Origin of the sequence: Allosphingosinicella vermicomposti (genome assembly GCF_003012815.1) — a bacterium.
Classification (GTDB): Bacteria; Pseudomonadota; Alphaproteobacteria; order Sphingomonadales; family Sphingomonadaceae; genus Allosphingosinicella; species Allosphingosinicella vermicomposti.
Window position 1 is genome coordinate 234,702 of sequence record NZ_PXYJ01000002.1, and the last position, 19,803, is coordinate 254,504.

The 19,803-nt window shown below is 62.8% G+C and carries 22 protein-coding genes and 1 tRNA gene; 8 read left to right on the forward strand and 15 right to left on the reverse strand.

Annotated elements, in window-relative coordinates; all coding sequences use genetic code 11:
* Position 1 precedes the first annotated feature (1 nt).
* The 9 genes from C7I56_RS06980 to C7I56_RS07020 form a co-directional block, all read right to left on the reverse strand.
* Positions 2-76, reverse strand: a tRNA-Gln gene (locus C7I56_RS06980).
* A gap of 49 nt (positions 77-125) precedes the next feature.
* Positions 126-1,016, reverse strand: a complete 891-nt coding sequence (locus tag C7I56_RS06985) for a branched-chain amino acid aminotransferase (protein WP_106639848.1) — start codon at positions 1,014-1,016, stop codon at positions 126-128.
* Positions 1,017-1,328: 312 nt separating this feature from the next.
* A complete protein-coding gene (proC, locus tag C7I56_RS06990; RefSeq protein WP_106639849.1) occupies positions 1,329-2,147 on the reverse strand; it encodes a pyrroline-5-carboxylate reductase in 819 nt (272 codons plus the stop codon).
* Complete coding sequence (locus C7I56_RS06995) at positions 2,144-2,653, reverse strand: type III secretion system chaperone family protein (RefSeq protein ID WP_106639850.1); 510 nt, start codon at positions 2,651-2,653, stop codon at positions 2,144-2,146. Before C7I56_RS06995 ends, proC begins: the two co-directional genes overlap by 4 nt.
* A gap of 182 nt (positions 2,654-2,835) precedes the next feature.
* Positions 2,836-3,141 (reverse strand): accessory factor UbiK family protein, encoded by a 306-nt coding sequence (locus C7I56_RS07000; protein WP_106639851.1) that lies wholly within the window; start codon positions 3,139-3,141, stop codon positions 2,836-2,838.
* Between the two features lie 58 nt (positions 3,142-3,199).
* Positions 3,200-3,706, reverse strand: a complete 507-nt coding sequence (locus tag C7I56_RS07005; protein WP_245409625.1) for a TspO/MBR family protein — start codon at positions 3,704-3,706, stop codon at positions 3,200-3,202.
* 9 nt (positions 3,707-3,715) lie between these two features.
* Entirely contained in the window at positions 3,716-6,817 is a 3,102-nt protein-coding gene (locus C7I56_RS07010) for an efflux RND transporter permease subunit (protein WP_106640189.1), read from the reverse strand.
* A 1-nt stretch (position 6,818) separates the two neighbouring features.
* Positions 6,819-7,793 carry an efflux RND transporter periplasmic adaptor subunit gene (locus tag C7I56_RS07015; RefSeq protein ID WP_106640190.1) on the reverse strand — a complete coding sequence of 325 codons (975 nt, stop codon included), beginning with the start codon at positions 7,791-7,793 and terminating at the stop codon, positions 6,819-6,821.
* A 125-nt stretch (positions 7,794-7,918) separates the two neighbouring features.
* Positions 7,919-8,653: a TlyA family RNA methyltransferase gene (locus C7I56_RS07020; protein ID WP_106639853.1), complete on the reverse strand. Its 735-nt coding sequence runs from the start codon at positions 8,651-8,653 to the stop codon at positions 7,919-7,921.
* A 105-nt stretch (positions 8,654-8,758) separates the two neighbouring features.
* Between C7I56_RS07020 and C7I56_RS07025 the strand changes: the two genes are divergently transcribed.
* The 3 genes from C7I56_RS07025 (at position 8,759) to C7I56_RS07035 (ending at position 11,816) form a co-directional block, all read left to right on the forward strand.
* Positions 8,759-9,958, forward strand: coding sequence for a transferrin-binding protein-like solute binding protein (locus tag C7I56_RS07025; RefSeq protein WP_158703035.1), 1,200 nt, complete (start codon positions 8,759-8,761; stop codon positions 9,956-9,958).
* Positions 9,959-9,966: 8 nt separating this feature from the next.
* Complete coding sequence (locus tag C7I56_RS07030; RefSeq protein ID WP_158703036.1) at positions 9,967-11,328, forward strand: surface lipoprotein assembly modifier; 1,362 nt, start codon at positions 9,967-9,969, stop codon at positions 11,326-11,328.
* A gap of 68 nt (positions 11,329-11,396) precedes the next feature.
* Positions 11,397-11,816 carry a DUF6766 family protein gene (locus C7I56_RS07035; protein ID WP_106639856.1) on the forward strand — a complete coding sequence of 140 codons (420 nt, stop codon included), beginning with the start codon at positions 11,397-11,399 and terminating at the stop codon, positions 11,814-11,816.
* Between the two features lie 107 nt (positions 11,817-11,923).
* Here the strand turns inward: C7I56_RS07035 and dxs are convergent, their stop codons facing one another.
* A complete protein-coding gene (dxs, locus tag C7I56_RS07045; protein WP_106639857.1) occupies positions 11,924-13,849 on the reverse strand; it encodes a 1-deoxy-D-xylulose-5-phosphate synthase in 1,926 nt (641 codons plus the stop codon).
* A gap of 140 nt (positions 13,850-13,989) precedes the next feature.
* Here dxs and C7I56_RS07050 point away from each other — a divergent pair, with 140 nt between their 5' ends.
* Positions 13,990-14,529 (forward strand): hypothetical protein, encoded by a 540-nt coding sequence (locus C7I56_RS07050; protein WP_207789942.1) that lies wholly within the window; start codon positions 13,990-13,992, stop codon positions 14,527-14,529.
* On the opposite strand, the gene C7I56_RS07055 is transcribed toward C7I56_RS07050, so the two are convergent.
* Positions 14,526-14,984, reverse strand: a complete 459-nt coding sequence (locus C7I56_RS07055; protein WP_106639859.1) for a Fur family transcriptional regulator — start codon at positions 14,982-14,984, stop codon at positions 14,526-14,528. The genes C7I56_RS07050 and C7I56_RS07055 overlap by 4 nt on opposite strands.
* A 95-nt stretch (positions 14,985-15,079) precedes the next feature.
* Entirely contained in the window at positions 15,080-15,481 is a 402-nt protein-coding gene (locus C7I56_RS07060) for a MerC domain-containing protein (protein ID WP_106639860.1), read from the reverse strand.
* A 105-nt stretch (positions 15,482-15,586) separates the two neighbouring features.
* Between C7I56_RS07060 and C7I56_RS07065 the strand changes: the two genes are divergently transcribed.
* The 4 genes from C7I56_RS07065 to rpsI all read left to right on the forward strand — a co-directional run bounded on the left by C7I56_RS07065 (position 15,587) and on the right by rpsI (position 18,245).
* Entirely contained in the window at positions 15,587-16,738 is a 1,152-nt protein-coding gene (locus tag C7I56_RS07065) for a COX15/CtaA family protein (protein ID WP_106639861.1), read from the forward strand.
* A gap of 1 nt (position 16,739) precedes the next feature.
* Positions 16,740-17,060 (forward strand): divalent-cation tolerance protein CutA, encoded by a 321-nt coding sequence (gene cutA / locus C7I56_RS07070; RefSeq protein ID WP_106639862.1) that lies wholly within the window; start codon positions 16,740-16,742, stop codon positions 17,058-17,060.
* A 121-nt stretch (positions 17,061-17,181) separates the two neighbouring features.
* Positions 17,182-17,661, forward strand: a complete 480-nt coding sequence (gene rplM / locus C7I56_RS07075) for a 50S ribosomal protein L13 (protein WP_106639863.1) — start codon at positions 17,182-17,184, stop codon at positions 17,659-17,661.
* Entirely contained in the window at positions 17,661-18,245 is a 585-nt protein-coding gene (rpsI, locus tag C7I56_RS07080) for a 30S ribosomal protein S9 (RefSeq protein WP_106639864.1), read from the forward strand. Before rplM ends, rpsI begins: the two co-directional genes overlap by 1 nt.
* Positions 18,246-18,395: 150 nt before the next feature.
* Here the strand turns inward: rpsI and C7I56_RS07085 are convergent, their stop codons facing one another.
* From C7I56_RS07085 to C7I56_RS07090, 3 genes are all read right to left on the reverse strand, one after another.
* Entirely contained in the window at positions 18,396-18,707 is a 312-nt protein-coding gene (locus C7I56_RS07085; RefSeq protein ID WP_106639865.1) for a hypothetical protein, read from the reverse strand.
* Positions 18,708-18,793: 86 nt separating this feature from the next.
* Positions 18,794-19,087, reverse strand: a complete 294-nt coding sequence (locus C7I56_RS12320; protein ID WP_158703037.1) for a hypothetical protein — start codon at positions 19,085-19,087, stop codon at positions 18,794-18,796.
* A 72-nt stretch (positions 19,088-19,159) separates the two neighbouring features.
* Complete coding sequence (locus C7I56_RS07090; protein WP_158703038.1) at positions 19,160-19,600, reverse strand: hypothetical protein; 441 nt, start codon at positions 19,598-19,600, stop codon at positions 19,160-19,162.
* Between the last annotated feature and the right edge of the window lie 203 nt (positions 19,601-19,803).

Genomic DNA, 19,803 nt, shown 5'->3' on the forward strand with positions numbered 1-19,803 from the left:
CTGGCTGGGGCGGCAGGATTCGAACCTGCGAATGCCGGTACCAAAAACCGGTGCCTTACCGCTTGGCGACGCCCCAATAGCTGTGAGGAGGCGCCTTATCGCCGCCTGTCCCAGATGAAAAGCCCTTATGCGTTCGATATGCGACGATTGACGAGGTCGATATAGTCCTGGCGGAGCTGCATCGTCAGATCGCCCACTTCGAAATTCCACGGGCCCGCCGCGCGGACAGGCGTAACCTCTGCGGCGCTGCCGGTGAGGAAGAATTGCTCGAAGCTTTCGAGTTCTTCCGGCCAGATCGCTTTTTCGATAACTTCGATACCGCGCTTCTTGGCGAGGCCGATCACCGTCTGGCGAGTGATGCCGTTCAAGAAGCAGTCCGGCGTTGGGGTGTAGAGCTTGCCGTCCTTGATAAAGAAGGCGTTCGCGCCGGTGGCTTCGGCAACTTGACCGCGCCAATCGAACATCAAAGCGTCGTCAAAACCCCGCGCCTGCACTTCGTGGCGGGCCATGGTGCAGATCATGTAAAGGCCCGACGCCTTGGATTCCACGGGCGCCGTATAGGGCGCGGGCCGACGCCATTTCGAGATTGCGAGGTTGAGGCCCTTGCGGATCGCCTCCTCACCGAAATAGGCGCCCCAATACCAGGCGGAAATCGCAACATGGATTTTCACATTTTGCGCGGAAACACCCATCTGCTCCGACCCGCGCCAGGCGAGCGGGCGAAGATAGGCGTCCTGAAGATTGTTGGCGCGCAGCACTTCGCGGCAGGCTTCGTCGATTTCCGAGACGCTGTAGGGTATGTCCATGCCAAGGATATTGGCGCTCTTCACCAACCGCTCACTATGTTGCGTCAAGGCGAAAATTTCGCCGCCATAAGCGCGCTGACCTTCGAAGACGGACGAAGCATAATGAAGGGCGTGGGTGAGGACATGAACGTTCGCCTCGCGCCACGGCACCAGCTTGCCGTCGAACCAGATCCAGCCGTCGCGGTCATCGTAGCTTTGCACGTCCGCCATGATCGTCCATCCACTCCTGATATTGTGGCGCCGCGATAAGGCTGACCAATCGGTCGGTCAACTCGCGGCGGCGCTTTTGAAAGCTGACGGTGTTGAGGCGTTCGCACGTTGAAACCGTCAGTTTTGTCAGTTTCCGTCTGGGCAGGCGGAAAATGAAGCCGGATATGTCAGGGCCCGCCTAACATGCGGGCAAAGCTGTAGGAAAATGCTTTTGCGCCCTCGTCATTGCGAGTGGAGCGAGGCAATCCAGCGGCACCGAGCCTGGCCGCGAGATGGATTGCTTCGTCGCCTCGATCCTCGCAATGACGAGGCTCAGGAGGCCTGCGTCATGACTGCGAGTTCGCGGTTGCGCTGGACCGAGGCTTCGAGCGTTTCTTTGAGCAATGCGACAAGGCCGTCCTCGCGATCGAGGATGTCGAGCCCCGCGCGCGTCGATCCGCCCGGGGCGGCGACGCGGTTGGCGAGGATTGCGGGCGTTTCTAGGCGCTCGCCTGCGAGCGCTGCGGCGCCCTCCACGGTGGCAAGCGCCAGCCGCCGGGCCTGGTCGTCCGGCAGGCCAAGCTCCGCCGCGGCCTGGCCAAGCGCGTCGATGAAGCGATAGAGGAAAGCAGGGCCGCTACCGGATAGAGCGGTGACGAGATCGAACACCGCTTCGTCGGCCACCCATTCCGCCGCGCCGAGGCTCGTCATCAGCGCTTCCACCAGAGCGCGGTCGTTTTCGTCAGCGCTGCCGGAGACCAAGCCCGTGGCGCCCTTATGCACGCGCACCGGCGTGTTGGGCATGGCGCGAATTATGGTGCGTGGTTTTGGGAAGAGTGAATGGAGCGTGGCGAGCCGAGTGCCCGCCAGAATGGATATGAGGATCGTCTGCGGTTCGAGCACAGGCCCAAGCAAAGGGGCAACTTCACCCAATTTCTGCGGCTTGACGCCGAGAAGGGCGAGAGCGGGCACTTCATCCTCGGGCAGTGCGGTCAGAACCCGGATGCCGTGACCCACATCCTTGCCACTCGGCCGCACGACGGTGATCCGCGCCGGATCCAGTCCCGCGTTCATCCAGCCGTCGAGCATCGCGCCCGCCATATTACCGCAGCCGATCAGCCAGAACGGGCCGGGCAGCGGCGGCGGATTCATGCCTCGCCCTGAGTGTCGATCAATGCTGCGGCGATGGCTTCCTGCGGGCTCTTGTCCGCCCACAGCACGAACTGGAAGACGGGGTAGAAGCGTTCGCACTCCTCGATCGCGGCTTCGACCAGAGTTTCGGCCTGCGTGAGGCTCAACAGGCCACCCTCTTCGCCTTCCAGCAGGGCGGCGTGGCGGAAGAGAACGAGGCCGGAATTGGTCCACAGCTCGAAATGGCCGAGCCAGAGCTGCTCGTTGATGAGGCCAATCGTTTCGTAAGTGGCCGCACGCTTGTCGGCCTGAACGCGAATGTCCGGAAGCGCGAGGAACTGGAGCACCTGATCTTCTTCACGCCAGATCGCGCGCAATTCATATTGAGCCCAGCTGCCCTGGAAGGTGGCGACGATTTCCTCGTCCCCGCTCCGTTCGAACGCCCAGCCATGCGCCGCAAAATAATGTTCGAGCATATCGATGGGCGCGCTCGTTTCGCGTTCCAGCTCATATTCGTCGGTGTTCATCGCTCACCCGCACCTGTTACGAAAAGGACCGTGCATGGTCCCAACGCCCCGCGCAAGGGATGGGGCCAATAAGCTGTGGATATCCGGGGTTTTTGCCCCGCCCATTGTGCTCCGGCGAAGGCCGGAGCCCAGTCCTTCAAACCGAGCCGCTGGGTTCCGGCCGTCGCCGGAACACAATTGTTTTAGAAGCCCGGCGCCTTCTTCGCGCGGGGAGCCTTGGCGGGCGCGGCAGCGGCGGCGGTTGTTCCTATCTTCGCTTCCAGAGCTTCGATCCTGGCTTTCAGCAGCGCATTTTCTTCCTTGGCGGCGACGGCGATAGCCTTTGTCACCTCGAATTCCTCGCGGCTGACAAAGTCCATGCCGGCAATGCCTTCGCGAAATTTCTCGCGCATGCTTTCCTGCGCTTCGCGGCCCATGCCGGCCAGCGTTCCGGCGGCGCCGTTCATCATTTTCACGAAATCGTCGAACAGGCGGTTCTGGGACTGCATTGGAATTCCTTTCAATCGTCGCGCCAATATCGGGGTGCCGCCCTCCAGCCGCAACCCCTTAAGCGGTGGGGTTGAGGCGGATGATTTCATAGTTGAGGATCGAGGCGAAGCTCAGCCACACCATATAGGGGACGAGCAGCCAGGCGGCGGCCTTGTTCAGGCGTGCGAACCAGAAGGTCGTGGCGATGGTGAGAACCAGCATCACGAGGATGATCGCAAGGCCGAGACGTGTCTGGTGCATGCCGAAGAAGACGGGCGACCAGAGAAAGTTCAACACCATCTGACTACCGAAGAGAATGAGCGCGGTGCGGCGCGTGCTGCTGTTGGGCTGTTGCAGGATCAGGGCGAGTGAAATGCCGAGCAGGATATAGAGCGTCGTCCACACCGCCCCGAACGTCCAGCCCGGCGGCATGGCTTCCGGCTTTGCGACGCTATCGAACCACGCATTGCCGTAGCCCGAATTGGAGAGCCATCCCGAGAGCAGACCGAGGCCGAGGATTAGCGGGATGGTCACCAGCGCATAACGCCAAAATCCGCGATCCTGCTTAATCGAACCCGCGTGCATTGCCATCTCCTATTCTGCGGGGACCGGCCTCGTCAGCTGAGCATCGAGCTTACGCGCCACGTCCTGGGGTGAGCCGGTGTAACGCGCGAGGCGGGAATAAAGGACCGGGATCATGAACAGGGTGAGGATCGTCGCCATGGACACGCCGAAGACGACCACCACACCAATGGCTTGACGCGCGCCCGCCCCTGCGCCGCTAGCGATCATCAGTGGCACCGCGCCCGCCACGGTGGCGATGGAGGTCATCAGGATCGGGCGAAGACGGCGTGCGGAAGCATCGCGGATCGCGGTGGCGATGTCCCTGCCCTGATCGCGAAGCTGGTTGGCGAATTCGACGATCAGGATGCCGTTCTTGGCGGCGAGGCCGACGAGCATGACGATGCCGACCTGACTGTAGAGGTTGAAGGTCTGCCCCATCAGCGCCAGCCCGATCACGCCGCCGCCAACGGCAAGCGGCACCGTGGTGATGATGACGCCGGGGTGGACGAAGCTTTCGAACTGCGCGGCGAGCAGGAGATAGACGACAAGGATGGTGAGGCCGAAGACGATCCAGATCGATCCGCCCGCCTCCTTGAACGCCTGACTCTCGCCGCGATAGCCGACCGCCGTGATTTCCGGCGATTTGGCGGCTTCGGTTTCGAGGAATGATAGTGCGTCGCCAAGTGAAGTACCGGGAGCGAGGCCACCGGATAGGGTGATGGCGCGCAGCTTGTTGAAGCGGCCAAGATCGCGGGCTCCCGCAGTTTCGCGCGTGGTGACGAGGTTCGACAGCGGAATAAGCTCGCCCGAACGGCTGCGGACATAGATGGAAGCAAGGCTCGCCTCGGTCGCGCGGGCGCCCGCATCGGCCTGCACCACCACGCGATATTCCTCGCCGCGATCGACATAGGTGGTGACACGGCGCGAACCCAGGAGGCTTTGCAGCGCCTGACTGACGTCGTTTACCGACACACCAAGATCGCCCGCGCGCTGGGTGTCGACGTCGATACGCAATTGGGGCTTGGTTTCCTTATAGTCGGAATCGAGATTGACGATGCCGGGATAGTCGCGGGCAGCGGCAATGATCCTGTCGCGGGCGCGGGCGAGATCCTCATAGGTCGATCCGGCGATGACGAAGTTCACCGGCTGGCCCCGCCCGCGGCTCAAAGACGAACGGACAGACGCGTTGCCGCGCACGGCCGGAATCTGTGACAGCGCGCGATTAACCTCGTTCACCACGTCGGCGGTGGTCTTATTCCGATCACTCCATTTCTTCAGGAAGACGATGGTGGAACCGTTGTTGAAATCCTCGCTGGCTCCAAACCCGCCCGGCGTACGCGTTATGACCGTTCGGACGGCGCCTTCGCCAACCAGGGGCAACACCTTCGCTTCGACTTCGCGCATATAGGCGTTCATCTGGTCAAAGCCCGTGCCCTCGGGCGCGGACACGTTGGCGGAGAGAATGCCCGCATCTTCCTGCGGCGCGAGTTCGGACTGGATGGTGGTGAAGAGGAACGCTGCCCCGGCAAGGAAGATCAGGACCGCGATCGACGGGATGAGCGGCTTTTCGAGCGTGCGGCCAAGCATCTTGGCGTAAAGGGCTTCGACCCGCTGGAAGCGGCGGTCGACCCAGGAGGCCAGCCTGCCGCGCTCCTGATGCTTCAGCATTTTGGAGCAGAGCATTGGGGCGAGGCTAAGCGCGAGGAAGCCGGAAAAGGCGACCGCGCCGATCATCGCCACGGCAAGCTCGCGGAAGAGCAGTCCGGTTTGGCCGGAAATGAACATGACCGGCACGAACACGGCGCAAACGACCAAAGTCGTCGAGATGATCGCGAAGCCGACCTGCCGCGTCCCTTCATAGGCAGCGGCAAGCGGCGGCTCTCCTTCCTCGATCCGGTGGTAGATATTTTCCAGCACAACGATGGCGTCATCGACAACGATGCCGATCGACAGCACAAGCGCGAGCAGGGTCAGCAGGTTGATCGAGAAGCCGAAGGCGGCGAGCACCGCGAAGCTGCCGAGCAGACAGAGCGGGACGGTGATCGCCGGAATGAGCGTGGCGCGCCAATTGCCGAGGAACAGGAAGATGACGAGGACGACGAGGATCGCAGCCTCGCCAAGCGTCTCCCACACCTTTTTGATGGCTTCGCTGATGAAGAGGGATTCGTCGGACCCGACCGCGATCGTCATGCCTTCGGGGAGCGTAGGCTGGATTTCTTCCGCAAGCGCCTTCGCCTGCGTCGCGACGGCAAGCGTGTTGGCGCCGGACTGGCGCACGATACCCAGGCCCACCGCCTGTTCGCCGTTGAGCCGGAAGGCCGTGTAGGGATTTTCCGCGCCCTGTTCGATCCTAGCGACGTCGCCCAAACGGACGAGATAGCCGTCCTCGCCTCTGCCGACGATCAGCCCGGCGAAATCCGCCGCATTGGTGAAGGGCCGATCGACGCGGAGGCTGACATTCTGGCTCGCCGATTCGAGCCGACCGGCGGGAAGCTCGACATTCTGGCTGCGGAGCGCGGCCTCGACATCGGCGGGGGTAAGGCGGAAGGCGGCGAGCCGTTCGGGACTCATCCACACGCGCATGGCGGGCCGCGCTTCGCCGCCGATGAACACCTGCGCCACGCCGTCGATCGAAGAGAAGCGGTCGACGATATTGCGGTCGACATAGTCGCTCAACTGCAGCCGGTCCCAGCCCGGCTTTGAAATGACGAGGAACAGGATCGGCGATGCGTCGGCATCGACCTTGCGGACTTCGGGTGGGCGCACCTCATCGGGCAGGTCGTCCGCCGCGCCGCCGACGCGGTCGCGTACATCGTTCGCCGCCGTATCGACCGAACTGCCCGGCGCGAATTCGATGGTGATGTCGGAGCGCCCGTCCTGCGAGCGCGAAGAGATGGTCTGGAGGCCCTCGACGCCGGACAAGCGCTCTTCCAGCACCTGCGTCACCCGGCTTTCGACCACGGAGGCGGCGGCGCCGGTATAGATGGTCTGGACCGACACGATCGGCGGATCGACGTCCGGATATTCGCGCACCGACAGACTGAAAAAGGCGACGAGGCCTACCACCGCGATCAGCAGCGCCAGCACCGCCGCGAAGACGGGGCGTTTGACCGAGATGTCGGAAAGTTGCACCTCAGCGGCCCTTGGGCGCGGCCTGCTGCCTTGCCGGGGCGGCATTGGGAGCACCGGCGAGGCGAACCTTCATGCCGTCGGACAGTTTGACAACGCCTTCGGTGACGACTTTCTCGCCCGCTTTCAGGCCCTGCACGACCTCGATCCGCCCGGCGGAGCGAAGGCCGGTGCGGACTTCGCGGCGCATGGCCTTGCCGTCGGCGCCGACCACATAGACGAAACGCTTGTCGCCCTCCCCCACCACTGCAAGCTCGGGGACGGACAGGCCGTTGCGGGGCGCGGTTTCGATGGCGACGGTGAGCAACATGCCCGGCTTCAGCACGCGATCCGGATTGGGGAGACGCGCGCGGACCGTGACGGCGCGACTGTTGGGATCGATGACGGGATCGATGGTGGCGATCTGGCCGCGGAACGGGCGGTCCGGAAAGGCGGCGGATACCGCCTCGATGCCGAGGCCCGGCTTCAGAACGGAGAGCAGAGTTTCGGGGACCGGGAAATCGAGCTTCACCGAACTCACATCGCTGATCGTCGCGATCTCCGTCCCGGCCGAGACGACCGCGCCGGGCGAGATGTTACGGAGGGACACCCAGCCGGAAAATGGCGCGCGGATGATGCGATCGCCGATCGAAGCTTCCGCCCCAGCGGCTTGGGCGCGGGCCTGCGCGGCCAATGCCGATTGCGTATCGAGATTGCTGACCGTCGCAAAGCCGCGCTCGCGCAGGGCCTGGATGCGGCTTAATTGCTGCTGGGCTTCGCGGGCGCGGGCCTGAGCTGCTGTCAGGTCAGCTGTTTCCTGTCCCTGGGCCAAGACCGCGATCGTCTGCCCTTGGCGAACAAAGCCGCCATCGTCGAAATTGAGGCGCACGATCCGTTCGGTCACCGGCGCGGCGAGCGTCACCTGCTCGTTGGCGAGGGCGGTGCCGACCGCTTCGATCCGCTCGACGAAGCGCATGGTGGCGGCGGCTTCCGCCTTCACCAGCGGCGGCGGCCGGTTCTGCCCGCCTTCCTCGGCGGTGCAGGCGGACAACAGGGCGAGAAGCGCGAGTGCGGAAGCTTTAAATTGTGACACGGCCGTGGGGCTAACGTTGCGAGGTTACGTTATCAAGTCCTCTCCGCCCCAAGGAGGAATTCGACATTCCCCTCCGGACCGGTGATCGGGCTTGGCGTGATCCCTGCGACCCGCCATCCCCTGGACTCGACCCAGCGTGCAGCCGCTTCGCTGACTCGCTGATGAACGGACGCATCGCGCACCACGCCGCCCTTGCCGATTTCATCGCGCTCCGCCTCGAATTGCGGTTTCACGAGAGCGGCGAGACGGCCGCCGGGCTTTGCGAAATCAAGCGCGGTGTCGAGCACCTTGGCGAGGCTGATGAAGCTCGCGTCGCACACGATGATATCGACCGGTTCGGTTACGATATCGGGCGTCAGATAGCGGGCATTGGTCTGTTCGTGGACGATGACGCGGGGATCGCTGCGCAGCTTCCAGGCGAGCTGGTTGGTGCCGACATCCACCGCGAACACCCGCGCCGCGCCCTTTTGCAGCAGCACATCGGTGAAGCCGCCGGTCGACGAGCCGACGTCGAGGCCCACCGCGCCCGTCACATCCCAGCCGAAATGATCGAGGGCATGGGCAAGCTTGATGCCGCCCCGCGACACCCAGGGATGCTCGCGCCCACGCACCTCGAGTGGGGCATCGTCGGGGAAAGCCTGCCCCGCCTTGTCGACCTTCTTTTCGCCTGAAAAGACGAGTCCTGCGAGGATCAGGGCCTGCGCCTTGGACCGGCTTTCCACCAGCCCCCGGTCCACCAGTATCTGATCCACCCGCGCCTTCGCCATCCCGCACCGTCCCCAAACTTTAAGAAGATCGTTTAGGGCAATTTAACCCTTTTCGGAATATCCCCGCGCGACAGGCCCGTGGACGGCCGGGGGAGACAAGTGATCATGCGTAGCGTATTTCTGGCGGCGGCAACCCTCTTGCTCAGCGCGTGCGGCGGCGGAAGCGGTGGCGGCGAGCGCCCGGGGCCGATCGCTCCGCCCCCGACCGCACAGCACAGCTTCGCGAACCCCACCGAAGCCAAGACTTATCAAGGCATCGGCGGCGCCCACAGCTATACCTACGATACGAGTGCGGATTTTGATAATCCCGCGACCCCGGAGATCGACGGCGGGCAGGATAATCAGCTCTACGCCGGCAATGCTTCGACCGCCCGGAACAGCGGCATTTCGATCGCTTATAGCCCACGTGACGGCATTTTCGAACTGACGGTGGACGAGCCGCTCGGCAATGCCGATACCGTTCTGCGGTTTCAGGATCCCGCGCATCGCACCGACTTTGGCGGCGCGAAGCAACCCCAGGATCATACCCCAAATTTCACTGCGGACTTGCCGGGCATCAATTATCTTCAGGCCGGAACGTCCAGCGGCATTTACGGGCAGGACGGTTATGCGAGCGATGTCACGACTTTCTTTTTCCAGAAACCCGGCACGAGCACGCAATATGTGACGTTGGCCGGTTATCTGCGCAACCGGCTGAACATCGCGACAGAAAATAAGCCCGATCCTGCCAATCCGAGCCAGACGGCCGACTATCTCGTTTACAAGAACAATTTGCAGCGCGGCGCCTTTGCCTATGGCGAGCGGACGGTGAACAGCGCGGTGCCGAAGTCGGGGAGCGGCACCTATAATGGCTCCATGATCGCAACTCTGGTTTACAATCCGCTGATTGAAACCGACGTGAATTCGCCCACCTACTTCCAGTGGATGCACGGCACCGCGCAGACCCGCGTTGATTTCGGCAAAAACAGCTTCGAAATCGATCTGGACGGAACGGTCATGGCGCCCCAGCTGGACAATTTCACAAGCGGCCAAGCCGACCTTCCCGGCGGATCGAAATTCCACGCCAGCGGATCGGGACGGATCGATCTGGTCCACACCGGCGGCTTTGCGGGCGCGTTTCAGGAAGCCTATTTCACCACGCCGGGAGCGACAGGCGTCCGCAAAGATGTGAATATCGCCGGATCGAGCGTCGACGGCGCCTTCTTTGGTCCGAATGCCGAGGAAGTGGGCGGCGGCTTCCGCATTGTCGGCGGAACGCCCGACGAGCGGATCGATATTCTCGGAGCCTTTACCGGCCGGAAGTGAGCCCCGTCATGAGGATGCGTGTCGCGGCCTTGTTGCTGGCCGCCATCGCCCTGCCCTGCCCGGTCTATGCGGCGCAGACCGCATCCGAAGTGCAATGCGCTGAAGGCCAGTGCACATACCGCCTGACGCCCGAGCAGCTGCTGGCGCAGGCGGAGCGGCTGGTGCAGGAGCGGCGCTTCGACGAGGCACGCGTGCTGGCCGATGCGTTAGGGAAGGCGCCGGGCTTCGAACTTCAGCACCGATTCCTGACCGGCTTCATCGCGGTTGAAACCGGCAATCCAGAAGAAGCGATCCGCCAATTTCGCGCGATCCTGGCCGACGATCCAACGCAGACGCGTGTACGCTTGGAACTGGCGCGCGCCTTGCTGATGACCGGCAAGGAAGCCGCCGCCGACCATCATTTCCGCCTTGCCGAAAATGACGGCGGCCTGCCCGAGGATATCGCGCGGACGATCCGCAATGCGCGCGGGCTGATCCGGTCTCAGCGCCGGTGGAATGTGACGCTGGACCTGGGGATCGCACCCGATACGAATATCAATGGCGCGACCGATGCCGAGACGATCGATTTCCGCCTTGGCCCTTACATCATCCCGCTTAAGCTAGACGATGAAGCGCGGCGCCAATCGGGCATCGGGCAAATCGCCGCCTTTTCCGGCGAAGCGCGGGTTCCGATGGGCGACCGTATTTCCCTGATCGTCGACGGCTATGGTCAGGCGACCAATTACCGGGGCGACGATTTCGACGATTTCTCCGCCCAGATCGCCGTCGGGCCGGAATTCCGGCTGGACACGATGACCAGCATTTCGGTTCAGGCGTTGGGTCAGCAGCGCTGGTATGGCGGCGATGTCGCATCGCGGCAGATCGGCGCCAAGGCGGCCTTTCAAAAAGTCCTGAACCAAGGCCAGCGCGTGGGGCTGCAATTCGATGTCAGGCGTAACTTTTCAGGTTTCAGCGATGATTATGACGGCTGGCAGCTGGCTGGATATGCCACGCTGGAGCGCGTTGTGCGGCGTTCCTTCATCGCGTCGGCAACCGGCTATGTCCGCCGCGACTTGCTGACATTGGAGAGCTATTCAAGCACCGATTATGGCGTCGAGATCGGCGTTGGCGGCGAGCTGCCCATGGGGATCAACGCGGGGCTTTCCGGCGGTGTGGGGCGGGCCGAATATGATGCGCCAATCGGTGGCTTTTCCACAGACGTTAGGAAAGATTGGCGCCTCAACGCCCGGGCCTATGCCGGGCTGAGGTCGGTGCGGCTGATGGGCTTTTCACCCTCGATCACCTATACGTTCGGTCGGACGGATACGAACTACGCTTTGTACCAGATGAACCGGCATAAAATGCGGTTCAATCTAGCCCGCTATTTCTGACGCATAAGCCACGGAACCGGGTCTTTTCCCGCCACGTTTCGCCTGAGGCACAATGTGGAGGATGCTCAATGAAACCGGGCTTTTTCAAGAAATATGCCTATGCGTGGATCACGGTGGGCTTCTTCCTCATTTCAATCATCCTCCACTGGCTGTTCGGCTGGTATGCGTTCGTCGATGAAGCCGCGCAGCATGGGGAGGCGCCGGAGCTTTCCGCCTATCTCGTCGAAATGGGCCGCGACACGTTCGAGAATTGGCAATCCGAGTTCCTGCAATTGCTTTGGCAGGTCGTGGGGCTTGCCTATTTCCTCTATGTCGGATCGCCCGCGTCCAAGGAGAATGACGACCGGCTGGAGGCAAAGGTCGACAAGTTGATCGAGCTTCAGGCGGGTCAGGGCGCGAAGGCGATTATCGAGGATATCGACGACCGCTACCTCCGCCACCACGGCCATGCCGCGCCGCATGGGCATACGAGTGAGGGGCGGGAGTAGGAACGTTCAGACTTTCGTCATTGCGAGGAGCGAAGCAACGAAGCAATCCATTTCGCGGCCAGGCCAGGCGCCGCTGGATTGCTTCGCTCCGCTCGCAATGACGAGGATTAAGCCCGGGCGCTTTCCGCTATGCCGGTGCTGTTGTGGCGGAGTGCTTTCAGCACCGTGTCGACGATCGCGGCGGCGTCGAGCCCGGCTTCCTCATATTGTTTTTCGGGCTTGTCCTGATCCTGGAAGATGTCGGGCAGGCGCAGGGTGCGGATCTTGAGGCCCGCGTCGGTGAGACCCGCGTCGGACGCGAGGGTAAGGACGTGGGCGCCGAAGCCGCCGATTGCCGCTTCCTCGATCGTGACCGCGACTTCGTGGGTGGACAAGAGCTTGCGGATCAAATCCTCATCCAGCGGCTTGGCGAAACGCAGGTCTGCGACGGTGGTGGAGAGGCCCTTGCCGTCCAGCGTGTCGGCGGCCTTGAGCGCCTCTTCGAGGCGCGTGCCGAGGGAGAGGATCGCGATCTTCTTGCCTTCGCGGACGATGCGGCCCTTGCCGATTTCCAGCCGCTGCGGCGTTGCCGGAATGGCGACGCCGGTGCCGTTGCCGCGCGGGTAGCGGACCGCGCTCGGGCTGCTGTCGTGCAGCGCCATGGTGTGGACCATGTGGGTCAGTTCCGCTTCATCGGCGGCGGCCATGACGACCATATTCGGCAATGTGCAAAGATAAGCGAGGTCGAAGCTGCCCGCATGGGTGCAGCCGTCAGCGCCGACGAGGCCTGCGCGGTCCATGGCGAAGCGGACAGGCAGGTTCTGGATCGCCACGTCGTGCACGACCTGATCGTAGGCACGCTGCAGGAAGGTCGAGTAAATGGCAACGAACGGGCGGTGACCCTGCGCGGCGAGGCCAGCGGCGAAAGTCACGGCATGTTGCTCCGCAATGCCGACGTCGAACATGCGATCGGGGAAGCGATCGACGAACTTGTCGAGGCCGGTGCCGGACGGCATGGCGGCGGTGATCGCGACCACCTTTTCGTCGCGTTCGGCTTCGGCGACCAGGGCCTTGGCGAAGACATTGGTGTAGCTTGGCGGGCCCGCCGGCGCCTTTGCCTGTTCGCCGGAGATGACGTCGAATTTCTGGACGCCGTGATATTTGTCGGCGGCGGCTTCGGCGGGGCCGTAGCCCTTGCCCTTCTTCGTCACGACATGGACGAGCATCGGGCCCAAATCGGCATCGCGGACATTTTCGAGGATCTGGACGAGGCCTTCGATATCGTGGCCGTCGACCGGGCCGACATAATAAAAGCCAAGCTCTTCGAAGAGCGTACCGCCGGTTACCATGCCGCGGGTATATTCCTCCGCCTTGCGCGCCGCCTTGTGGAGCGGGCGCGGCAGCTTGCGCGCGAATTTTTGTGCAAGGTGGCGGACAGAGAGATATTTGTCGGAGCTGACGAGGCGGGCGAGATAGTGGCTCAAGCCCCCCACCGGCGGCGCGATCGACATGTCATTGTCGTTCAAAATGACGACGAGGCGATTGCCCGCTTCGGCGGCATTGTTCATCGCTTCATAGGCCATGCCGGCGGACATGGCGCCATCGCCGATCACGGCGATCGCCTTGCCGGGAGCGCCGCTTAATTTATTCGCGATGGCGAAGCCGAGGGCGGCGGAGATGGACGTGGAGCTGTGCGCGGCGCCGAACGGATCATATTCGCTCTCGGCGCGCTTGGTGAAGCCCGAGAGGCCGCCGCCCATGCGCAAAGTGCGGATGCGGTCGCGGCGCCCGGTCAGGATCTTGTGCGGATAGCATTGATGGCCGACGTCCCAGATCAGGCGATCATCGGGCGTATTGAAGACATAATGGATGGCTGCGGTCAGTTCGACGACGCCAAGGCCCGAGCCGAGGTGGCCGCCGGTCACACCGACGGCGGAAATGGTTTCCGCGCGCAGTTCGTCGCACAGCTGGCGAAGCTGATCGACCTTCAGCCCGCGAAGATCCTGCGGCACGTTCACCTGATCGAGAAGCGGCGTTTGGGGGCGCTCGTTCATCTGATTATTGCATCCTTCCTGGACCCGAGGCTCTAGCGCCTGCGAGGCGGCGTGTCGAACAGGTTGTGGAGGGCGCGCGGCTATTCAAGAGCGGTTCAGGCGTAAAAGCGCGATCATTGCGCTTCCGCAATGGAGACAAGGTGATGCGCGCCCTTTCCACATTGATGCTGACCGGGTTGACCTTTCTGGGAACGGCCCCTGCCCTCGCCATGGCCGATCCGGCGGCGGAGGCCATCGCGCTGATCGACCGGCATCGCGTGTCGATGCAGGTGCAGTGCACCGTGCCGATCCCGCCTGGGCCCTATGCGCCGCAATGGCAGCAGGACAATGCATGGCAAGCGGCGCAGGATTTCAGCCGCTGCCTCGACGATGTCATGGCGCGCGAGCAGGCGCGGCTGTCAGACCTTACCTATGAGGTGGATCAGCTTCAGGCAGGCGCGGCGGACGGTGCCGACTGGGCGGGGGTCGAGGCGCATCTCGCGTCCAAATGGGACGAGCTCGATACGCTGGAGGGCAAGGTGCGCAACCGGGCCCGATGGGCGGAAACGGCGATAAATGTGGTCAACGCCCTCACGCCGCCGCCGCCCGCCGATCCGATGTTCCCGCCCTTTTCGGCAGGGTCGACGCCCTATCCTTATTACCGCCGCGACAGCAGCGTGTCGGCGCCGGGTATTCGTTAGTCGACGCAGTCGCCGCAGCGGCCGCGCACTTCGATGACCGGGCGATCGGGCGCGAAGCCGGCCTGTTTCGCAGCCTCGCGGACGCCGCCCGAAAGGCTGTCATCATCGATATGGGTCGCCTGTCCGCACGCGTCGCAGATGAGGAAGATGCAATCGTGGAGGCAGCCCGGATGGTCGTTCGCGATATAGGCATTCGCACTTTCGACACGGCGGGCGAGGTTCGCGCCGACGAAGAGGTCGAGAATGCGGTAGACGCTGTTAGCGGCAACGCGGCGGCCCTGCGCAATGCTTACCTTTTCGGCGATATCGTAGGCGGAAGCGGGCTTATCGAATGCGGCAAGGGCATCGAACACGGAGGCGCGCATCTGCGTCCACTGTTCGCCTGATTTTTCCATCGCCGCTTTCGCAGCCCCGGCGAGCGACTCGCCCTCATGCTTGTGATGAACATGCGCCATGGGTGGGAGATAAGCGGTTCGCGGGGCCGGAACAAGTTGGGTCGGTTTCGGGTGAGCTCAGGCTTGGCGGTTTGGGGACGGGAGGTGCTGCAGGGTCAGCTATATGCGGGTTGGGGCGTCATAAAGCCGCTGACCGCGCGGCGATTGAGGTCGTGGCCGAGGGCGAGGATCGCGACGCCGAGGATCGTGTAGACGATCTCCATGCCCCCGTGCGGCAGCGAGAGGGCGCCCATCATGATGCCGATTCCAAAGGCGCCGACGGCGGCGGGCATCATATAGCCATGTTCGATTATCCCCTTCCCCAAAGCGACGATGCCGAGGAGAATGGCGAGAACAAGTCCCGCTTCATGGATCAGCGGCGACACAAGCGCCCCTGCCGACGCGAGAAGCGCCAAAGCGACGCTGGTCGCGAGACAATGGACGAGGCACAGGCCCGACAGGCCGATGGCCAAGCGGTCCAACAGTCCGTTGCGGATCGTGGGTACGAACATCGTCATGCGTTTCCTGATCCACGTTATAGGTGCATCATTGGAAAGATACAATATCACATTTCAGCGAAAAGTTGCATTGAGATGTAGGATTTTGGGGGCCATAGCGGCGGTATGACCGTGCTTTCCGCTTCCGAGTCCGCGCCGCGCCCCTTGGCGGCAAACGCGCGGCCCCGCGCTATTTCGAACTGGTTGCTCGCCGTTGCCGCGCTTGTCTTCCTGATGGTCGTGGTGGGCGGGATTACGCGGCTCACCGAGTCGGGGCTTTCAATGGTGCAGTGGGAGCCGATCTCCGGGACCATCCCGCCCCTGAACGAGCAGCAATGGCTGGCGGAGTTCGACGCCTATAAGGCGACGCCTGAATACGCCCAAGTCAATCGCGGCATGTCGCTGGATGAATTCAAGAATATCTTCTTCTGGGAATATACGCATCGGCTGCTCGGGCGGTTCATCGGGCTTGCCTTCGCCCTCCCCCTCCTCTGGTTCGCGGCGAAGAAGGCGATCCCGCGCGGCTATGGCTGGCGGCTGACCGCCCTCCTCGCGCTCGGCGGGCTACAGGGGGCGATCGGCTGGTGGATGGTGGCGTCCGGCCTCGTCGACCGGCCCGATGTCAGCCACATCCGGTTGGCGGTCCATCTGCTCACGGCATTTCTGATCCTTGGCGGGCTGATCTGGACGGCGATGGACCTGCGCGCCTTGGAAGCGGGGCGCGGGCGGGCGAAGATGCCGACGATCGGGATCTGGACCTTGTCGATCCTCGCGCTGCAGATGCTGTTCGGAGCCTATGTCGCGGGACTGAATGCGGGTTATGCGTTCAACACCTGGCCGCTGATGGGTGACAGCCTGTTCCCGGCCGAGGCGCCGATGCTGGAGCCGGTGTTGCGCAACTTCGTGGACAATCCGATCGTGGTGCAGTTCGTTCACCGCTGGCTGGCCTTTGTGGTGGCCGGCTTTGCGATCGCGCTGGGACTGAAAGCGCAACGTCTGGGCTTTAAGGGTGCCGCGCATGCGGTGTTTACGGCACTGGGGTTGCAGATCGGGCTGGGCATCGCGACGATCCTGACCGGTGTGGAATTGTGGCTGGGCGTTGCGCATCAAGGGATGGGCGCGCTGTTGCTGGCGGCGATCGTGGTTGTGGCGCATCGGGTGGCTACCCACTCCCCCTTGATGGGGGAGGATTGGGGTGAGGGTGATTTCTCCGCCCGCGCCGAGCCTGGCCCCGGCATCACCCCCACCCAACCTCCCCCATCAAGGGGGAGGAGCTAAGTTGGGCAACGTCGTTTCCGTTTATGCTGTCTTTGCCGATGGCGAGGAGGCGCGGCGGATTGGGCGGGCGGTGGTCGAGGAGCGGCTTGCGGCCTGCGTGAACGTCCTCGGCGCGTGTCAGTCCATCTATCGCTGGCAAGGCGCGGTGGAGGAGGCCCAAGAGGTTGCGGCTGTGTTCAAGACCGCGATGACGACCGCCCCTCGCCTCATGGAGCGGATCGCCGCGCTTCATTCTTATGACGTTCCGGCCATCACCGTCTGGCCAATCGCCGATACGCTGCCCGATTATCGCGCATGGATCGTCGAAAATGGCGGCGGGTAATATTTTACCCGTCAGCAAAGCCGCTGTTTTCTTGACAAAATGAGGCACATTCCGCATTAGGCCGCCACCAGCGCCGCTCCGGATTCGGGCGGCGCAGTCATTTTCATAAGGGTTTCAGGCCATGAAGGCGCTGTTGAAGACCACCAAGCCGGCGAAACCGGCCGAGGTCGTGAAAAAGTGGCATCTGATCGATGCCGAAGGTCTGGTCGTCGGGCGTGTCGCCACGATCATCGCCAACATCCTGCGCGGCAAGCACAAGCCGAGCTTCACCCCGCACGTCGATTGCGGCGACCATGTTGTCGTCATTAACGCCGACAAGGTGAAGTTCACCGGCAAGAAGCTGGGCGACAAGATCTATTATCGCCACACCGGCTATGCCGGCGGCATCAAGGGCGTCACCGCCGGCAAGGTTCTCGAAGGCCGCTTCCCGGAGCGCGTTCTTGAAAAGGCCGTCGAGCGCATGATCCCGCGCGGACCGCTTGGCCGCGACCAGATGCGCGCCTTGCACCTCTACAATGGCACCGAGCACCCGCACGGCGGCCAGAATCCTGAAGTCCTCGATGTCGCGGGCATGAACCGCAAGAACAAGGTGGGTGCCTGATGTCCGATACCCGTCAATCGCTTTCCGATCTCGGCGCCGTCGTCGAGAATCAGGGTGCTGAGACCCAGGCCGCCGCTCCGGCAGCTGCCGAGCGTCCCGCCGGCCGTGGCCGCCGCGAGGAGAAGGTGAACGATCATGGCGTGTCCACGCAGGGACCGCAGATCGAAGCCGTTCTCCGCGAACAGCAGCTCGACGCGCAGGGCCGCGCTTATGCGACCGGCCGCCGCAAGGATGCCGTTGCCCGCGTTTGGCTGAAGCCCGGCACCGGCAAGATCACGGTCAATGGCCGCGACCAGGAAGTTTATTTCGCACGTCCGACCCTGCGCCTTGTCATCAACCAGGTGTTCGACATCGCCGAACGCACGGGCCAGTATGACGTCGTCGCAACGGTCAAGGGCGGCGGTCTGTCCGGTCAGGCCGGTGCGGTCCGTCACGGCATCAGCCAGGCACTGACCCGCTACGAGCCGGCGCTGCGCACGGCTGTGAAGCGCGAAGGCTTCCTGACCCGCGATCCGCGCGTCGTCGAACGTAAGAAGTACGGCAAGGCGAAGGCCCGCCGCAGCTTCCAGTTCTCGAAGCGTTAATCCGCGTCAGAGCGTTACGAGAAAGAGCGGTCCGGGTTTCCGGGCCGCTTTTTCTTTGCGGCGCGACTGCGGAGCAGGTGCGGGACGCTAGGCAATCCTAAACATACGTGCCCGCTTCGACCTGAGTCCGCTTACGACCCATTGCGGACCTTAGTCCTCGTCAGCCATCGCGGCATCAACGAAGGCGATACCCGCGCGTTGCAGGGTGAAAATTGCTCCGCCCAGACATTTGTAAGGGGTGTCCTTGAAGTAGATCACGATGGCGCGGGTCTTGTTTGTAGCGCGACCAATCTCCAAGAGGCGTTCGCTGGAAGCCCGTTCACCCTCAATGATGATCAGGCAACCTTCGCCGTCTCGCTTCGCGCTTACGACCAAGGGAACACCCGCCGGCGCCGTTCGAACGCAAGAGCCTAGTAGCGCGGCGCTGCCAGCGAGCGTGGTGGCGAGAAGCAGCCTGTTCATTCTCGCATCATGCAGCCGACCCTCTGGAAGAGCAATGTCCGCTTCCCACCCTTAGCTGTCGGTCTGCTTACGCCCCTTTGCGGACGTCACCGCGATAAAAAGTCGTCTTCGACCCATAGCTTCGTCTGCTCAAACTCCAGAACGCCTGGTGCGGGATCCGCTGGAATGCGGCTTGAAAGGGCCATCTCACGATGCTCCTCGGACGGCCAGCGAGCGAAAGCAAAGAAGCTACCGGCGGCATCTCGCGATAGGCAGGAGCCCAAAGCTCCAAAGTTGTCCCTCAATTCGATTGTTGCCGTTCGCCAACCGCGTCGAAACTCATCCTCATGGGCAGGATCGATTTTCCATCGGTAAAGCACCGCAAACGGCTGCTGCGACATTCTATCCTCTCGACCTAAGACCCACCCCATACAACGTAGCAACGTCCGTTCCCGCCCTTGGCGGAACGTCCGCTACGCGGTCGGCTTCTCAGCGGCCACAGCGCGATCCCAGAACATCGTCGCCATCACAGCAACGAAGGGTAACCATAGAGCGAAAAGAACCAGCCATCGATCGCCGCCCACCGCTAAGAACATCGAACGCGGCGCATCTGGAGGATTACCTTCCATTGCTGTGAACACCCCCACCACGAGCGCCAAAGCAAGGGAGAACCCCCAAAAATAACTCGCCCAGCCCTGCCACTGTAGCCGCCGTAGTAAGAAGTGTGTCGGCATACCTGCCAAAAGCATGAAGCCGTAACTTCCCGCAATGGCCAGCCCACCCCCAATGAGGCAGTCATGTAAACCGAAACGCGGCCTCACAAAAATTAGACACATCAGCGCGAAGCTAGGGGCCGGAGCGACCAAGAAGCCGCGCAGTGTGTTGCTCCACATTGAACAGAACCTCATTCCCATCCCGCAAATTTAGATCAGATGGAGCTTGGGAGCATGAGCAATCCGTGAGCTTTGGGTGAAATGCGCAGCTCCGCCCGCTTTTCACGCCAGCGGAAATTGCATCTGCTTCATTGGCCATTGCCGCCATCTGTGCGGGGTGTCATCCTTGGGGTCAGCACAGTTGCGCGCCGGGGCTGCGCAGGCTGGAACGTCCTTCGACAGGC

What these genes read in the sequence shown, in the direction of transcription:
- C7I56_RS06985 (WP_106639848.1), bottom strand. Translation starts at nt 1,016, where the DNA reads ATGGCGGACGTGCAAAGCTACGATGACCGCGACGGCTGGATCTGGTTC.
- proC (WP_106639849.1), bottom strand. Translation starts at nt 2,147, where the DNA reads ATGAATCCGCCGCCGCTGCCCGGCCCGTTCTGGCTGATCGGCTGCGGT.
- C7I56_RS06995 (WP_106639850.1), bottom strand. Translation starts at nt 2,653, where the DNA reads ATGAACACCGACGAATATGAGCTGGAACGCGAAACGAGCGCGCCCATC.
- C7I56_RS07000 (WP_106639851.1), bottom strand. Translation starts at nt 3,141, where the DNA reads ATGCAGTCCCAGAACCGCCTGTTCGACGATTTCGTGAAAATGATGAAC.
- C7I56_RS07005 (WP_245409625.1), bottom strand. Translation starts at nt 3,706, where the DNA reads ATGCACGCGGGTTCGATTAAGCAGGATCGCGGATTTTGGCGTTATGCG.
- C7I56_RS07020 (WP_106639853.1), bottom strand. Translation starts at nt 8,653, where the DNA reads ATGGCGAAGGCGCGGGTGGATCAGATACTGGTGGACCGGGGGCTGGTG.
- C7I56_RS07025 (WP_158703035.1), top strand. Translation starts at nt 8,759, where the DNA reads ATGCGTAGCGTATTTCTGGCGGCGGCAACCCTCTTGCTCAGCGCGTGC.
- C7I56_RS07030 (WP_158703036.1), top strand. Translation starts at nt 9,967, where the DNA reads ATGAGGATGCGTGTCGCGGCCTTGTTGCTGGCCGCCATCGCCCTGCCC.
- C7I56_RS07035 (WP_106639856.1), top strand. Translation starts at nt 11,397, where the DNA reads ATGAAACCGGGCTTTTTCAAGAAATATGCCTATGCGTGGATCACGGTG.
- dxs (WP_106639857.1), bottom strand. Translation starts at nt 13,849, where the DNA reads ATGAACGAGCGCCCCCAAACGCCGCTTCTCGATCAGGTGAACGTGCCG.
- C7I56_RS07055 (WP_106639859.1), bottom strand. Translation starts at nt 14,984, where the DNA reads ATGGCGCATGTTCATCACAAGCATGAGGGCGAGTCGCTCGCCGGGGCT.
- C7I56_RS07060 (WP_106639860.1), bottom strand. Translation starts at nt 15,481, where the DNA reads ATGACGATGTTCGTACCCACGATCCGCAACGGACTGTTGGACCGCTTG.
- C7I56_RS07065 (WP_106639861.1), top strand. Translation starts at nt 15,587, where the DNA reads ATGACCGTGCTTTCCGCTTCCGAGTCCGCGCCGCGCCCCTTGGCGGCA.
- rplM (WP_106639863.1), top strand. Translation starts at nt 17,182, where the DNA reads ATGAAGGCGCTGTTGAAGACCACCAAGCCGGCGAAACCGGCCGAGGTC.
- rpsI (WP_106639864.1), top strand. Translation starts at nt 17,661, where the DNA reads ATGTCCGATACCCGTCAATCGCTTTCCGATCTCGGCGCCGTCGTCGAG.
- C7I56_RS07085 (WP_106639865.1), bottom strand. Translation starts at nt 18,707, where the DNA reads ATGAACAGGCTGCTTCTCGCCACCACGCTCGCTGGCAGCGCCGCGCTA.
- C7I56_RS12320 (WP_158703037.1), bottom strand. Translation starts at nt 19,087, where the DNA reads ATGTCGCAGCAGCCGTTTGCGGTGCTTTACCGATGGAAAATCGATCCT.
- C7I56_RS07090 (WP_158703038.1), bottom strand. Translation starts at nt 19,600, where the DNA reads ATGGGAATGAGGTTCTGTTCAATGTGGAGCAACACACTGCGCGGCTTC.